The 14694-nt window shown below is 58.1% G+C and carries 13 protein-coding genes, 1 tRNA gene and 3 pseudogenes; 12 read left to right on the forward strand and 5 right to left on the reverse strand.

Annotated elements, in window-relative coordinates; all coding sequences use genetic code 11:
- The first annotated feature begins 318 nt into the window (after window positions 1-318).
- Window positions 319-1371 (forward strand): hypothetical protein, encoded by a 1053-nt coding sequence (locus FHW68_RS07635; protein WP_183679667.1) that lies wholly within the window; start codon window positions 319-321, stop codon window positions 1369-1371.
- Window positions 1372-1432: 61 nt separating this feature from the next.
- Here FHW68_RS07635 and FHW68_RS07640 read toward each other — a convergent pair whose 3' ends face one another.
- A complete protein-coding gene (locus tag FHW68_RS07640; protein WP_183679669.1) occupies window positions 1433-2521 on the reverse strand; it encodes a 3-deoxy-7-phosphoheptulonate synthase in 1089 nt (362 codons plus the stop codon).
- Between the two features lie 477 nt (window positions 2522-2998).
- On the opposite strand from FHW68_RS07640, the gene FHW68_RS07645 reads away from it, so the two are divergent.
- The 11 genes and pseudogenes from FHW68_RS07645 to FHW68_RS07690 form a co-directional block, all read left to right on the forward strand.
- Window positions 2999-3250 (forward strand): hypothetical protein, encoded by a 252-nt coding sequence (locus tag FHW68_RS07645; protein ID WP_095631953.1) that lies wholly within the window; start codon window positions 2999-3001, stop codon window positions 3248-3250.
- Window positions 3251-3694 carry an N-acetyltransferase gene (locus FHW68_RS07650; protein ID WP_095631954.1) on the forward strand — a complete coding sequence of 148 codons (444 nt, stop codon included), beginning with the start codon at window positions 3251-3253 and terminating at the stop codon, window positions 3692-3694.
- A gap of 126 nt (window positions 3695-3820) precedes the next feature.
- Complete coding sequence (uvrY, locus tag FHW68_RS07655; protein WP_008015884.1) at window positions 3821-4462, forward strand: UvrY/SirA/GacA family response regulator transcription factor; 642 nt, start codon at window positions 3821-3823, stop codon at window positions 4460-4462.
- A 2-nt stretch (window positions 4463-4464) separates the two neighbouring features.
- Window positions 4465-6288: an excinuclease ABC subunit UvrC gene (gene uvrC, locus FHW68_RS07660; protein WP_095631955.1), complete on the forward strand. Its 1824-nt coding sequence runs from the start codon at window positions 4465-4467 to the stop codon at window positions 6286-6288.
- Between the two features lie 33 nt (window positions 6289-6321).
- Window positions 6322-6882: a CDP-diacylglycerol--glycerol-3-phosphate 3-phosphatidyltransferase gene (gene pgsA / locus FHW68_RS07665; RefSeq protein ID WP_008066866.1), complete on the forward strand. Its 561-nt coding sequence runs from the start codon at window positions 6322-6324 to the stop codon at window positions 6880-6882.
- Between the two features lie 63 nt (window positions 6883-6945).
- Window positions 6946-7021: transfer RNA gene (locus FHW68_RS07670), tRNA-Gly, on the forward strand.
- Window positions 7022-7184: 163 nt separating this feature from the next.
- Window positions 7185-7639 (forward strand): annotated as a pseudogene (locus FHW68_RS27495) (tyrosine-type recombinase/integrase); the annotation flags it as partial.
- 289 nt (window positions 7640-7928) lie between these two features.
- On the forward strand, window positions 7929-8300 hold the full coding sequence (locus tag FHW68_RS07675) for a tautomerase family protein (protein ID WP_183679671.1): 372 nt from the start codon (window positions 7929-7931) through the stop codon (window positions 8298-8300).
- A gap of 187 nt (window positions 8301-8487) precedes the next feature.
- Entirely contained in the window at window positions 8488-9828 is a 1341-nt protein-coding gene (locus tag FHW68_RS07680; RefSeq protein WP_183679953.1) for an MFS transporter, read from the forward strand.
- A gap of 102 nt (window positions 9829-9930) precedes the next feature.
- Window positions 9931-10684: pseudogene (locus FHW68_RS07685) on the forward strand (SDR family oxidoreductase).
- Window positions 10685-11011: 327 nt separating this feature from the next.
- A pseudogene (locus FHW68_RS07690) lies at window positions 11012-11215 on the forward strand (3-keto-5-aminohexanoate cleavage protein); the annotation flags it as partial.
- Window positions 11216-11603: 388 nt separating this feature from the next.
- Here FHW68_RS07690 and FHW68_RS07695 read toward each other — a convergent pair.
- The 4 genes from FHW68_RS07695 to FHW68_RS07710 all read right to left on the reverse strand — a co-directional run bounded on the left by FHW68_RS07695 (window position 11604) and on the right by FHW68_RS07710 (window position 14686).
- Window positions 11604-12392, reverse strand: coding sequence for an enoyl-CoA hydratase/isomerase family protein (locus FHW68_RS07695; protein WP_183679674.1), 789 nt, complete (start codon window positions 12390-12392; stop codon window positions 11604-11606).
- 30 nt (window positions 12393-12422) lie between these two features.
- Window positions 12423-13319 carry an alpha/beta hydrolase gene (locus FHW68_RS07700; RefSeq protein ID WP_183679676.1) on the reverse strand — a complete coding sequence of 299 codons (897 nt, stop codon included), beginning with the start codon at window positions 13317-13319 and terminating at the stop codon, window positions 12423-12425.
- 101 nt (window positions 13320-13420) lie between these two features.
- Window positions 13421-14041 (reverse strand): flavin reductase family protein, encoded by a 621-nt coding sequence (locus tag FHW68_RS07705; RefSeq protein ID WP_183679678.1) that lies wholly within the window; start codon window positions 14039-14041, stop codon window positions 13421-13423.
- Between the two features lie 231 nt (window positions 14042-14272).
- Window positions 14273-14686 (reverse strand): tautomerase family protein, encoded by a 414-nt coding sequence (locus FHW68_RS07710; protein WP_134104841.1) that lies wholly within the window; start codon window positions 14684-14686, stop codon window positions 14273-14275.
- Window positions 14687-14694 lie beyond the last annotated feature (8 nt).

Here is a 14694-nt window from a genome sequence, read left to right on the forward strand (position 1 = left end):
GATCAGGTGTGTGCTCGAGGGGGCACTCTAAAGCACACCAGCTGCTCGGCGATGTATGAAAAAGCCGCTGTAACCCGATGAAAACGGAATAGAAAAAGTACGAAAGTTCAGATGAACACGAGGCCTTGGTCGGAATATCCGGACATCTTTTTGACGATGGTTGATCGCTTCCTCGCAATGACCTACTTGTGAGACGTCGTTTTTCCGCGCAAACCGACGCCTTTGCCCTGCATCACGAATCAGCGTCGTGGGGTTCAATAGGTTTCGTTCGATGCTGACCTTCAAGGCGGCATCTATTCCAAGGACCGGAGCGTATGAATGACTATTTACGAAGCGGCAAACGTGAACGTTGTAGAGCAATGCATGGCGCCACCACGGCTGGAGCAGGCGGAAAATGCCATGCTGGATCCATCCGAAAGGAAAGCCATTGTCACTGTTGCGCCCTATCAGGCCATGGCCTGCGGCGACAAGCTGGTCTTGTCCTGGTCAGGTATCGATGCCGAGGGTCAGGGGTATCGGCATGAAGTAACGCGGTTTGTCAGCGAAGCCCAGGTGGACAGGATCATTGTCTTTAAGGTGTCGGACGTACACATCGCCGCACTGGACGGCGGATCGCTCGAGGTTTACTACACCTTGTACAGTGCGCTTCATCGTAAGCCTTTGGAGTCCAGGCGTTTACAGTTGAATGTCGGTGATGTCCGGCCGGATTTGCTGCCTGTGATTGTGAACGATGCGGTGGGCGGCGCACTCGATCCCGACAGGGGCGCCGAGGGCGCGCGCGTTACGATCAGGCCGTATTCCCGGATGGCGGCTGGAGATCGGGTCTTGCTGTCCTGGGCTGGCGGTACGCCACAATCGAGCTTCAAAGACGCATTGAAAATCGAGTCTTTTGCAGTGGGTGGCGAACTGTCGTTTTGGGTCAGGCCCGAATCGATTGCCCCTGACCTTGGTGCAACCGTTACGATCAGCTATTGCGTCGAGCAAGAAGGCCAAGCGCCTCGCTTCTCGGAGCCTGCACAGTTATTGATCGGCCCTCTGGAGCGAGGACCGCTGTTGCCGCCCTCGGTGCTGGAGGCTGATGAGGGGTGGCTGGATCTGCAAGATGCAATCGATGGTGTCACCGTCGTGATCGACAATGCCCAGGCAGAAGAGGGTGAACTGGTTTATCTGAAATGTGACGGGGAGTATTTCAATCATCGCGATGATCGTGAGATCTCCAAAGAAATGGCCGGTCAACCGCTGGTATTTATCGTTCCTTACAGGTTTTGGCGCGAGCATCGGGATTTGACGGTCCGGGTAGCCTATTCGGTCGAACGTCTCGATGATGTGAGCCAACAGTCCGAAGTCACGTTGGTACACGTGCAGTCGTAACCGGTTCAAGGCAACCGCCATCCCGTTTTCGCTTGGAGAACTGGATGGCGGCAACGACTGGTCATTTCGATTGTTGGGTACAACGCTGCGCACGAAGTTGCTCGGCTGCCTGCTGCAACAATTGTTCTGTACCGGTCCAGCCGAGGCAGCCATCCGTTACCGACACCCCGTAACGCAGCGACGGGCTCAGCGCTTGGCAACCTTCGAACAGATGGCTTTCGATCATCATGCCAATCAACGATCGATCACCCTGCAAGCGCTGTTCAAGCACGTCGTTGAATACCGCTGGCTGACGCAATGGGTCTTTGCCGCTGTTGGCGTGGCTGCAGTCGACCATGATCCGCGCCGGAATCTTGAGCCGGGTCAAATCGCTGTGCACTTGAGCGATGCTGTCACGGTCGTAGTTCGGCCCGCGATGGCCGCCACGCAATACCAAGTGGGTATCTGGGTTGCCCTGTGTCTGGATAATTGCAGGGTGCCCTTGGCTATCGACGCCGAAATGACGATGCGGATGGGCGGCCGAGCGCATGGCGTCGCTGGCGACAGCCACACCGCCGTCGGTACCATTCTTGAACCCTACCGGCATGCTCAGGCCGCTGGCCATTTCCCGGTGGATCTGTGATTCGGTGGTGCGGGCGCCAATGGCGACCCAGCTCAGCAGGTCGTCGAAGTAGCCGGCGGCCATCGGTTGCAGCAGCTCGGTGGCAACGGGTAAGCCCAACTGGAGCATTTCGCGCATCAATTCCCGGGACAGCGTCAAACCGCCGGCCATGTCGTCGCTGCCATCCAGGTGCGGGTCGTAGGCCAGGCCTTTCCATCCCACCGTGGTGCGCGGTTTTTCGACGTAGGCGCGCATCACTAGCAGCATCTCGTCGCTGACTTCGGCGGCCAGGCGGGCAAGGTGAGTGGCGTATTCGAGGGCGGAACGGGGATCGTGAATCGAGCACGGACCGACGATGACCAGCAGACGGGAGTCTTCACCGTTGAGGATCGCGCGAACCGCTTGGCGGTGGGCGGCGACTTGCCGGGTCAGGGCGTTACTGAGGGGTAATTGCTGTTTGAGCTGCAATGAGCTGGGCAGACGCAACGTCAGCGCTTCATTGGCGGGGTTCAGAGTGGACAGCGGCAGAGCAGAGACGGACGAGTTCATATTCGGGCTTCCTGGGCTGGCGGCGGGTTCGTTCCCGCGTGCTCGGCCCTATTGGGGTGTTCGACAATTGGCCGGATTGGCTGCGTGTGTGTGCTTGCCACCTGTGGGTGACCGATCGGAGGCGGCAGGCTGTCCCGAGCGGAGGCTGGTAAATCGCCAGGCGGAAAAACTGTCGTAACGGTAATAAGTGGCGTAGTTCATGTCGTGAATCCTCAAATTGTCGGGTGTGACGCAAAAATGTTCAGGGCTGAAAAAACAAAACCCCCGGTCGGGAGGCCGACCGGGGGTTGAGAATTCTCTGGTGGCGACCCGTTTGAAGTGGGCGCCGTGTGGGTATCAGGCGCGCCAGTGGCTAAACCAATACCCAAAATAAAAGCTGACCGAAGTACAAACGTCATTCGCCCGGGCAGCCGCAACCGAGCGCGGGGCGCTGGCGGTACGAAGCTGTGAGAGGGCGTTGAGCATGGTCTGTCTCCGATGAATGCGCCGAGCTTACTAGAGGCTGGTACGCGGATTCAATCAGAAAATGCTATCGATGATCATGGGCTTGTCTATCGCTTGAGTACATCGGTGGGTGCTGATCAAAAAAACGGTTACGCTCCTGATACAGCATCGATCGATGACGGTCTAACGACTATCATGGCGGGGTTACGCAGAAGCCTGATGGTTATTGCTCGCCGCAATGCTGACGGCTGGAAAGAGCAAATCGTGGCTGTGGCGGAGGCTTGAATGGGTTTCGAATTGCGTCCGGCAACGTCCAGGGACCTGGACTTTGCCCGTGACCTGACTTGTCGAAATATGCTTCGTTACTACATTCAACATCAGCTGTTGTGGCTGGACGAGGCCTTTGATGTCGCCTGGGAGGGGCGGGAAAACTGGTTGATCGTGCGTGATGACACACTGATGGGTTATGTCAGCCTGAGCCGTGACGCCAACGCCTTGTATATCCGCGAATTGCATGTATCAGCAGCGTACCAGGGGCAGGGCGCCGGTTCCTGGGCGATCGATCAAGTATTCGCCATGGCATGCAAGGAACGACGTCCGGCATTGCGTCTGACGGTCTTTGAAAATAATCCGGCAAAAAAGCTTTACGAAAGAAAAGGCCTGAAGGTGGTCGGCAAAGACCAGTGTTTCCTGAGAATGCAGCGTGATATCAATGGACTGCATCGCTGAAACACACTGGTGGCAAGCCTCGCAAGAAGATTTGACACTTTTTATATGCTGCTTTCCGCTAGGTCTGCCAGTTGCTTTTTGCTAAGGTGTCCGACAACCAATAAGACCAATTCGCGAGGTGTCTGCTTGATTAGGGTGCTAGTAGTCGATGACCATGATCTCGTTCGTACAGGCATTACACGAATGCTGGCTGACATCGATGGCCTGCAAGTAGTCGGCCAGGCTGAGTCAGGGGAGGAATCCCTGCTTAAAGCGCGCGAGTTGAAACCTGATGTAGTGCTGATGGACGTCAAGATGCCCGGGATCGGCGGTCTTGAAGCCACGCGCAAGTTATTGCGCAGTCATCCGGACATCAAGGTCGTCGCGGTCACCGTGTGTGAAGAAGATCCGTTTCCTACCCGGCTGTTGCAGGCCGGTGCCGCAGGTTACCTGACCAAGGGCGCCGGATTACCGGAAATGGTCCAGGCCATTCGCCTGGTGTTTGCCGGGCAACGCTATATCAGCCCGCAGATTGCCCAGCAACTGGCGATCAAGTCGTTCCAGCCAACCAATGATTCGCCCTTCGACGCCTTGTCGGAGCGGGAAATCCAGATTGCGTTGATGATTGTCGGTTGTCAGAAGGTGCAGATCATTTCCGACAAACTGTGTCTGTCGCCAAAAACAGTGAATACCTACCGTTACCGTATTTTCGAGAAGCTTTCGATCAGCAGCGATGTCGAATTGACGCTGTTGGCGGTTCGTCACGGCATGGTTGATGCCAGCCTCTGAAAATGACTGAAATCTTCGATCCAAGTGCTTTTCTGTCGACGGTCAGTGGTCGGCCGGGCGTCTATCGCATGCTCGATAGCGAGGCGCGCCTGCTGTATGTCGGCAAAGCGAAAAATCTCAAGAAGCGTTTGGCGAGCTATTTCCGCAAAACAGGTCTTGCCCCCAAGACCGCTGCGCTGGTAGGCCGTATCGCCCAGGTCGAAACCACCATCACGGCCAACGAAACCGAAGCCTTGCTGCTTGAGCAGACGCTGATCAAGGAATGGCGTCCGCCGTACAACATCCTGCTGCGCGACGACAAATCCTACCCTTATGTCTTTCTTTCGGATGGCCAGTTCCCACGCTTGAGCATTCATCGCGGGGCGAAAAAGGCCAAGGGCAAATATTTCGGTCCTTATCCCAGCGCCGGGGCGATTCGCGAAAGCCTGAGCCTGCTGCAAAAGGCGTTTTTTGTTCGTCAGTGTGAAGACAGCTTCTACAAGAACCGGGCGCGTCCTTGTCTGCAATACCAGATCAAACGCTGCAAGGCGCCGTGTGTGGGGCTGGTGGAACCCGAGGTGTATGCCGAAGACGTACGCCATTCGGTGATGTTTCTTGAAGGACGCAGCAACGCTCTGGCGGACGAGTTGTCTGCGGCCATGGAGGAAGCGGCGGTCAATCTCGAATTCGAGCGCGCCGCCGAATTGCGTGATCAGATCTCATTGCTGCGTCGGGTCCAGGACCAGCAAAGCATGGAAGGCGGAACAGGCGATGTCGATGTGATCGCGGCGTTCGTCAACCCAGGCGGCGCCTGCGTACACTTGATCAGCGTGCGCGGTGGTCGGGTGTTGGGGAGTAAGAACTTCTTTCCGCAGGTGGGTATTGAGGAAGACGTTTCTGAAGTCATGGCAGCGTTTCTTGGCCAATACTTCATCAGCAGTCCTGAGCGGGACTTGCCAAGCGAGCTGATCGTCAACGTGGTTCACGAAGATTTTCCGACCCTGATCGCAGCCATCGAAGCGCTGCGCGGTCGTGAATTGACCATCAGCCATCGAGTCCGCGGCACCCGGGCGCGCTGGCAGCAATTGGCAGTCACCAATGCCGAACAAGCGTTGGGCGCACGTCTGGCTAACCGCCAACACGTTTCGGCACGTTTCGATGCCTTGGCCGAAGTGCTGAAACTGGACGAGCCACCGCAACGTCTTGAGTGCTATGACATCAGCCATTCCAGCGGCGAGGCCACTGTGGCGTCCTGCGTGGTGTTCGGCCCGGAAGGCCCGATCAAGTCCGACTACCGCCGCTACAACATCGAAGGGGTTACGCCGGGCGATGACTATGCCGCGATGCACCAGGCCTTGACCCGACGCTTCAGTAAACTGAAGGAGGGCGAGGGCAAGTTGCCAGACATCCTGCTGGTCGACGGCGGTAAAGGCCAGCTGTCAATGGCTCGTGATGTGCTTAACGAACTGGCTGTACCCGACCTGATTTTGCTGGGTGTTGCCAAGGGCGCAACGCGCAAGGCCGGTTTTGAAACCCTGTACCTCAATGACGCGGCGCATGAATTCACCTTGCGTGGCGATTCCCCCGCGCTGCATTTGATCCAGCAGATCCGCGACGAAGCCCACCGTTTCGCCATTACGGGGCACCGCGCACGTCGTGGCAAAACTCGCCGCACGTCTACACTTGAGGGCGTTGCCGGTGTCGGACCGACGCGTCGGCGCGATTTGTTAAAACATTTTGGTGGATTGCAGGAGCTGTCTCGTGCCAGCATCGAAGAGATCGCCAAAGCACCCGGAATCAGCAAAAAGCTCGCAGAGTTGATTTATGCAAATCTGCACAGCGAGTAGAATGCCCAACTCACCTCGTAGCCAGTTGTGCCGATGAATATCCCTAATCTGATTACCGTTCTACGCGTTCTGCTCATCCCGATCTTCATTTTGCTGTTTTACTTGCCTTACCACTGGAGCTATCTGGCGTCTGCCTCGGTTTTCGCCTTTGCCGCCGCGACCGACTGGCTCGACGGGTATCTGGCCCGTCGTCTGGAACAAAGCACACCGTTCGGGGCCTTCCTCGATCCTGTTGCAGACAAGTTGATGGTCGCCGTTGCACTGGTTCTGCTGGTGCAAGAACATGGCAACCTGTGGCTCACACTGCCGGCCGCCGTTATCATCGGTCGCGAAATTGTTGTCTCGGCGCTGCGCGAGTGGATGGCCGAACTCGGTGCCCGTGCCCATGTAGCGGTGTCGAACCTGGGCAAATGGAAAACCGCCGCGCAGATGCTGGCGCTGGTGATCCTGCTGGCCAACCCTTCGGACTTCAGCTTCTGGGTCCTGATGGGGTACGCCTTGTTGCTGGTGTCCGCCGGCCTGACGTTGTGGTCCATGGTCCAATACTTGCGGGCTGCCTGGCCGCATCTGAAGACGGACGTGGAAAAGAAATAAACTTTTTTTGAATCAAGGGGTTGACGGGGGATGTGGATTCTATAGAATGCGCCTCACCAAGACGCGGGAATAGCTCAGTTGGTAGAGCACGACCTTGCCAAGGTCGGGGTCGCGAGTTCGAGTCTCGTTTCCCGCTCCAATTATTTTTCTATAGACTTCCATTGAAGTATGTAGAAGTTGAAATCAGGACCTTCGGGTCCTTTTTTCGTTCCGGCGTGAACCACTGAAATCCAGCGCCATCCAGTGCTTTTAAGTCCTGAATTGAGTCTCGAATGAGAGTCTTGAATTCGGACAAGCACCGTCGCCGTGATGAGGCGCGTGCTTTGGTTGCTCAGGGCGTCACCCTTATGAGCATCGTAAACAGCAGCGTCGCGCAGTTCGTAGCGCAGCGGAGCACACTTTTGAAGCAGTGTTTGATCAGTGGGCCGAGTTCCGCAGACTGAGCCTGAAGAAAGGTCGCCAGAGCACGCTTTCGCAGATCTTGAGAATCTTCAAAAAAGAACCCCTGCCAACGCATGGCCGGCTGTCCATCTACGACAAATTGCCACGACCAGTTCGACTTTCTAAGCGGAATCGAACAACGCGAGGCGTTAACGACAGCGGAAAAATGTCGGACTTGGTTCAAGCAATTATTCCGATACGCCTTGGTGAAGGTTGGGGGCTTGACCAAAATCCACGTCGGATCTTGATGTGGTAGCGCTTCCCAAGCTTCCCCCCCACACACAATCCCTTTCTCCATATGAACGAGTTGCCTGCGCCCAGGGTTTTCCCGAAACATTGCGCAACCTCAAAGAGGTATCGCCCGCCGCCTACCTGACAGCTGCTCATTGGCCCTCGAATCATGTCTCCGAGCACCCGGTCGGCATCGATATGTGCCTTGCGATCCAGCTCAAATCCTTCGGCAAAGTTTTTGACGCATAGGCAAGCGTCTCGGCCAGAAATCCATGTTATGGCACTTTCAAGTAAGGATGGCGCCGCATTGCAATCACCAGCGGCGACGTTCCGAGAGACTGCGGGCTCAAAAAACTTCCCTCGGAGACAAAAAAATGCCCGTCATTATTTGCGAGTGCAAAGTCGGAATCGAAGCTAGCGTTAAGGCCGAGCTCGCGAGCGAGTTCACTAAGGCGATTAGAGAGATCATCCTTTCGCCGCTCGACTTAATCAGCGTCGTATTCCATGAAAGCACTTCCGAAAACACCTACCGTTCGGGAGAGCCCACTTCCGAAACACTGCTCTTCTGCCACATACGTGATGGCCGCAGCGACGGAGCCATCCTGTCTCTGGCCAAAAAGGTGAGTTTGATTTGGAGCACATCCACCGGACAGCCGGAAGATGAGGTCGAGGTTCTCGTCACACAGTATCCCGCCAAATTTGTCGTGCGCGATGGTGAGCGCCTGCCCGAGGCCCCTCGCGTGTGAGGGTCGTGCGGCTTGCTCGGACTAAGGGGAGCGCCCTTGTCTATGTAAGGGCTGTCGTTGGCCGTGAGGTCTCGGCCTCGAATGTGGTTACCTGCGCCACATGCTGAACCTCATACCGAAAATAAAAATAAAAGGAGACAAGGCAATGAAGTCAATCTGCCCCGAGCTGGCAACAGCACATTCAAGCCTGCACCGGATAGATATTCACAAACTGGCCGACGAGGCCAAGTTCAACAACTTTCACTGGTCCGTGCTGATCTGGTGTTTCGTGATCCTGGTGCTTGACGGCTACGACCTGGCGGTCTCCGGCATCGCGCTTCCGTCGATCATGGAGGCGATGAATGTCGAGGCCGCGACTGCGGGCTTCATGGCCAGTTCGGCGCTGTTCGGCATGATGTTCGGTGCGATCGGGCTCGGCGCGCTGGCCGACAAGATCGGCCGCCGCTGGGCGATCGCGATCTGCGTGTTCTTCTTCAGCGTCTTCACCGCGGCCGCCGGGTTCACCAACGACCCGATTACCTTCAGCGTGATGCGCTTCCTCGCCGGGCTCGGCATCGGCGGCGCGATCCCGAATGCGGCCGCGCAGATGACCGAATACTCGCCGAAGAAGGTGCGCAGCGTGATGGTCGCGCTGATGTGCTGCGGCTACGCGGTCGGCAGCATCCTCGCCGCGCTGCTCGGCAAGCAGTTCATCGAGACCTACGGCTGGCAATCGGTGTTCATCGCCGCGGGCGCCCCAGTGGTGCTGATCCCGTTTCTCCTGAAGTACATGCCTGAGTCGCTGCCGTTCCTGATCAAGAAGCACGACGACACGCATCTGCGCGAAGTGGTCCGGAAGATCCGGCCGGACATGCGGCTCGAGCCGCACGAGGAGTTCCTCGTTCCGGTCGAGGACAAGGCCGAAGGTCCGACCGTAGGCAGGCTGTTCCTGGACGGCCGCGGCTTCAGTTCGGTGATGTTCTGGGTCGCTTTCATGAGCTGCCTGTTTATGCTCTATGCGCTCAGTTCGTGGCTGGTCAAGCTGATGGGCATGGCCGGCTACAGCCTCGGTTCCGCGCTGAACTTCCTGCTCGCCTACAACGCCGGTGCAGTCGTCGGCGCCGTCGGTGGCGGATGGCTCGCCGACAAGCTGAACATCAAGTTGGTGACGAGTGCATTCTTCGCGGTCGCCGCGCTCTCGCTGACGCTGCTCGGCTACGGCGCGCAGCCGCTGTACCTGATTGTTGCCGTCGTCGGCGCGTCGACGCTGGGCACGCAGATCATGCTGTACGCGTATGCCGGGCAGTTTTACCCGACGTCGATCCGTTCGACGGGGCTCGGCTTTGCGTCCGGGGTCGGGCGCATCGGCGCGATCGCGGCGCCGATCGTGATCGGGCAGTTGGTCTCAATGAAGCTGCCGTTGGAGCAGAACTTCCTCGCCATTGCAATGGCCGCGATGATCGGCTGTGTCGCGACTGCTCTCATCAAGTACAAGTCGTCGGCCTCTTCGCACAGCCACGACCCGAGCGCGGTCGGGCAACGGCCTTGATGCTCGAGACCTACTCGCTGATCTGCCCGCTGGGAAGCGGTGCGGCAGCGGGCCGGCGCTGATGAATCGGGTTTCATCTGACGACCAACCACGGAGATCTCCATGTCACGCAAACTTGAAGGCAAGATCGCAATTGTTACCGGTGGATCTACCGGAATCGGGCTCGCTACGGCTAAGCGGTTCGCTAGTGAAGGAGCGCATGTCATCGTCACCGGCCGACGACAGTTCGAACTCGACGCCGCGGTGTCCGAGATTGGTAACGCCACCGGCATCCGGGTCGACTCATCGAATATGGCTGAACTGGACACACTGTTTGATTGGGTGAGATCAGAAATCGGTCGGATCGACGTATTGTTCGTCAACGCCGGCGGCGGCTCGCTGCTGCCGCTTGGGAAGATTACCGAGGAGCAGTATGACGACACGTTTGGCCGTAACGTCAAGGGCGTACTGTTTACTGTTCAGAAGGCTTTGCCATTACTTGCGGACGGCGCATCAGTGATCTTGATTGGCTCCACTGCCGCCAGCGGCGGCACCGAGGCATTTAGTGTCTATGCCGCCTCAAAGGCCGCCGTACGCTCATTCGCCCGTAACTGGATTCTCGATCTCAAGGGTCGCGGCATCCGGGTCAATACGCTCAGCCCCCGGGCCCACCAAGACACCGGGTTTCTTTGGCTTGATCGGCCCCGACGCTGCACGGCAGCAGGGAATGCTTGATGCTCTGGCCTCGCGGATCCCAATGGGCCGCGTCGGCGATCCGGACGAAATTGCCCAGGCGGCAGTCTTTCTTGCGTCCGACGATTCAAGCTTTGTCAACGGTATCGAATTGTTCGTCGACGGCGGTAAGGCCCAGATATGAGTATTGCAGCAGGCGGGCGGGGGCACGGCCCATTTCCAAAGGAGCCGCTTCATGTCCCAGCTTTGCCCCTTTGCTGCATTGGAGGTGACTGAGGAAAACTGGCTGAAGCCAAACTGCACTTCGCCTTCGCTGGTATGGCGCAAATCGGAGGGGGCGCACCACACCAGCCGTCGCACTGAACGTGTGCAGCCGGGTATGTGTTCTGGGGCACAGTAGCGTGTGTTCGACGGCATCCCCTCAGCAATTGGCAGCCGACGGAAAGCCTCTTTCCGAGAGGTTGGCGGTCGAGCGCCAGACGCTCATCTTCCTTCATACTGAGAGGCAACCATGGGCAAGACACAAGACAAAGTCATCATCACCTGCGCCGTGACGGACGCCATCCACGCTCCGAGCATGTCGTCATACCTGCCGCTGATACCCGACCAGATCGTCGAGCAGTCGATCGGAGCCGCCCAAGCAGGCGCAGCCATCCTGCACCTGCATGCACGCAAACCATCGGACGGGCAGCCGACCCCGGCCCCGGCGATCTTCGACAATCCGCGTCAGGTTTGGCCACCTTTCTTTACATAGCTAGATTTCCGTCAGTTCGAGGCCGGACATCGCCATGAAGGAGGGAGTCCTCAGGTAGAACAGCGAGGTGTAGTTGCTAAATCGAAACGATGCAGCGGAACCGCGCATCCCTGCGTTTTTGCACGACTTCACCCTGGAGCGGTTCAACCGCTACCCGCATGCGCACAGAAACTGTACGCGTATTGAGATCATGAACCAGTGCCTTCAGCGCCCGTAGTGCGCCCGGTAACGATAGTGACGCTGAGCGTTTCATGCCGCTTCCAGCGCACCGATTCTTTCATGCACCTCGCCTACCCGTGCCAGCAATTTGTAAATGGTCCTCGTCTTGAGTCGGTTTGCGTAGCGGAAATCAATGCCCCTTGAATTCGAGCTCCAGACGCGGCGTACCGGCCTTCAGGGCCTTGATGGCCGAAGCAAGCCCGTTCTTCACGTCTTCTGTCTCGAACAAGGGCATGGCAATGTTGAACATCACATCGTCGGCCGCCTGGATACCGCCGTTCGCCCAGGCTCGCAGCAAGGCTTTGTGAGCTGCGTGGGCGCGTGTGGGGCCATGCACAAACTTCGCGGCGAACGCATGCGCCGTTGCAAACAGTTCGGCATCGGCGACGACGCGGTTGATTACGCCGAAGCGCTCCATCGTCGCGGCGGGGACACGCTCGGAAGTCAGCGCCCATTCCATGGCTCGTACGCGTCCTGCACGTTCGGCGACGCGGTAGATGCCGCCCAACAGGGTTACTAGGGCAAGCGACTGTTCCGGATGGCAGAATGTTGCGCTTTCGGCGGCAAAGATTACATCGGCACGCAACGCCAGTTCGAAACCACCGCCTGCGCACAAGCCTTGCACCACGGCGATGACAGGCAAGGGCAGACGCTCGAAGCGATTGAAGACATCCATGTAACCCTCGAAGCGTGCACGCAACTGGCGGGGGGTGTCATCGGGCCAGGACGTGATGTCGCCACCAAAGCTGAAGCTCTCGCCTTCGGCGCGCACCAGCACGACGCGTGCGTCACTGCGTTCGATCGCGCTGATTGCCGTAGCCAGTTCGTCAACCATCTGGTCGTCGATGCGGTTTTGCGGCGAGCGATCAAGAATGATCGTTGCTATGCCGTTCTCGATGGTATGGGTGAGATGAGACATGTCGGGCTCCTGCGTTGTCGCAAGTTGAGGTTAGGAGAGGTGTTCCTTGAACCAGCCCAGCGCGGCGGTACTTGATTGATCGAATCTGGTGATGTACGGATCGAAGTGGCCGCCGGGAATCGTCACGAGGCGCTTTGGCTCAACGGCACGCTCGTAGGCGGCCAGCTCAAGATCGGTCAGTGTGATCGTGTCCTGCAGCGCGACGATCATCAGCAGCGGCGTGGGGGACACACGCGCAATCCACGTGCCCGGTTCGTACATGCGCGCAGCGCGCGTCGAGCGCATCGTGACGCTGTTCTCCCAGGCCCCGTCGGGTACGGGTTGCAGATAGAAGTCGATGGCTTCCTTGGTGCGGTACGAAGCAGGGACGGCCGGATCGGCGCTGACGATTGTCTGTCTACGCGGCGACTCGCCGCGTGCTTGCGCGCGCTCGTCCGCCGTGAAGGCATCCTCGATGGCAGCGACAGCATCGGGCGGAATGCGGCGCAATCCTTGCTCGAAGCCGCTGATCGTCGGCACCTGCGCGACGACCGCACGCAAGCGGCGTTCGGTTGCGCCAAGCACGAGTGCGTGACCGCCGGAATAGCTCGTGCCCCACAAGCCGATGCGCTTCGCGTCGACGGCGTCCTGGTCTTCGAGGAAGCTGATCGCGCGCCGCCAATCAGCGATCTGACACCATGGGTCGATATCCTGGCGCGGCGTGCCTTCGCTGGCGCCGAAGTTGCGGTGATCGTGCAGGAGGACGACAAAGCCGTTGGAGGCAAATTTCTCTGCGAATGGCTCCAGGCCGTGCTCCTTCACGCCGGCATAACCATGCGCCATCGTGATGGCAGGATAGGGGGCGGTGCCGCCGGTGGGAATATAGAGCCAGCCGCGCAGCGTGACGCCGCCCTCGGCTTCGAACGCGATATCGGTACGTCGAAACATGAAAGTTCTCCTTGTAGAAAGAGGTCAGGAGGCGCCGTAAACCCTATGCGCAGCGGCAGTTCATGCCTTCCACCCTTTTGCCTCGGTCACTCGATGCCAGGTCAATTGCCTGGTCGTTCAAGCGAGAAGAGCTGCTCCGCGCCGATTTCGAAGTAGTCGGCCGGCCCACCTCCGCGCAGGATCGGGCGCGCATGCGCAGTTTGATACACGCCGTCTTTGATCAGTTGCTGGTCAATGTGGATCGCTACTACTTCGCCCAACACCAGCCACGCTGGGAGCGCAGCACCGCTTTGCGCCTCAAGCTGCACGATCTGGGTGACCACGCACTCGAACTGCACCGGGCTAGCCGCAACGCGCGATGGCCGTACTTTTGCGGAGGGCAGCGTCTCCAACTTGGCCAACTCGAATTCATCGACGTCCGCTGGCGCCATCGCCGCAGAGGCGTTCATCGCCTCGGCGAGTGCTCGCGTCGCCAGATTCCATACGAACTCGCCGGTCGCACGCGCATTGGCGAGTGAGTCCTTCGCGCCAAGCGAGCAAAAGCCGATAATCGGCGGCTTGTAGCTGAATAGGTTAAAAAAGCTGTAGGGAGCAAGGTTACGTACGCCGTCGTTGGAGACAGTACTGATCCAGCCGATCGGGCGCGGAGCGACGATGGCGTTGAGCGGATCGTGCCGCAGGGAATGTCCCTGTGCCGGTTCGTAGAAATGCCAATCGGTCATAGCTTACCTCTTTTGGGACGAGCGCAAGGACTGCCGCCTACAGTGCCTCCGGCTCGGTGCGCGTGCGCAACACCATGGTCGAAGTGATGGCTGCATTCATCCCGATACCCGTCCAGAACATGGTGTCGGATCGGAGCCACATGAGCCCCACGCCTGAGAAACGAACGAGACATTCGTTTCGAGTCAATTCTGCTGCGCCGTTTCTAAAGAACGGGGCGGCTTTCGTATTTCTTACTTGTTTACCCAAGGCATGGAGAGGTCAATGTCAGAGACCAGCTTGCCACCGCCGAAGCTCATGTTCTCCAAGGGAACGGCATACATGATCAGGCTGATATCGTCCTGGCTGACGCCCACCTTTTCTACCGCGTAACGGGTGACCAACTCCGCGAGCTTGCGTTTCTGCTCCACTGTCCTGCTCGTGCCTATAGTCACCGTTACGACCATGCGCTTGTCAGATCTTTTCATGTCAGGAAAAGTCGGATGGATGAAAAGCTCATCGTCCTTGTGCTCACTGATGATGACGAAACGGTCATCCTTGGGTGTATCCATGGCTTCATGAAGAGCGAGATTCAAGGCATCCGCCAGCGCGCGTTTCTCTTCGCTAGAGAATTTTTGAGCTGGAATGTAGGCGTGAAAAACTGGCATGAGTGTTT

Origin of the sequence: Pseudomonas sp. Tn43 (assembly GCF_014192635.1) — a bacterium.
In the GTDB taxonomy this organism is placed as follows: domain Bacteria; phylum Pseudomonadota; class Gammaproteobacteria; order Pseudomonadales; family Pseudomonadaceae; genus Aquipseudomonas.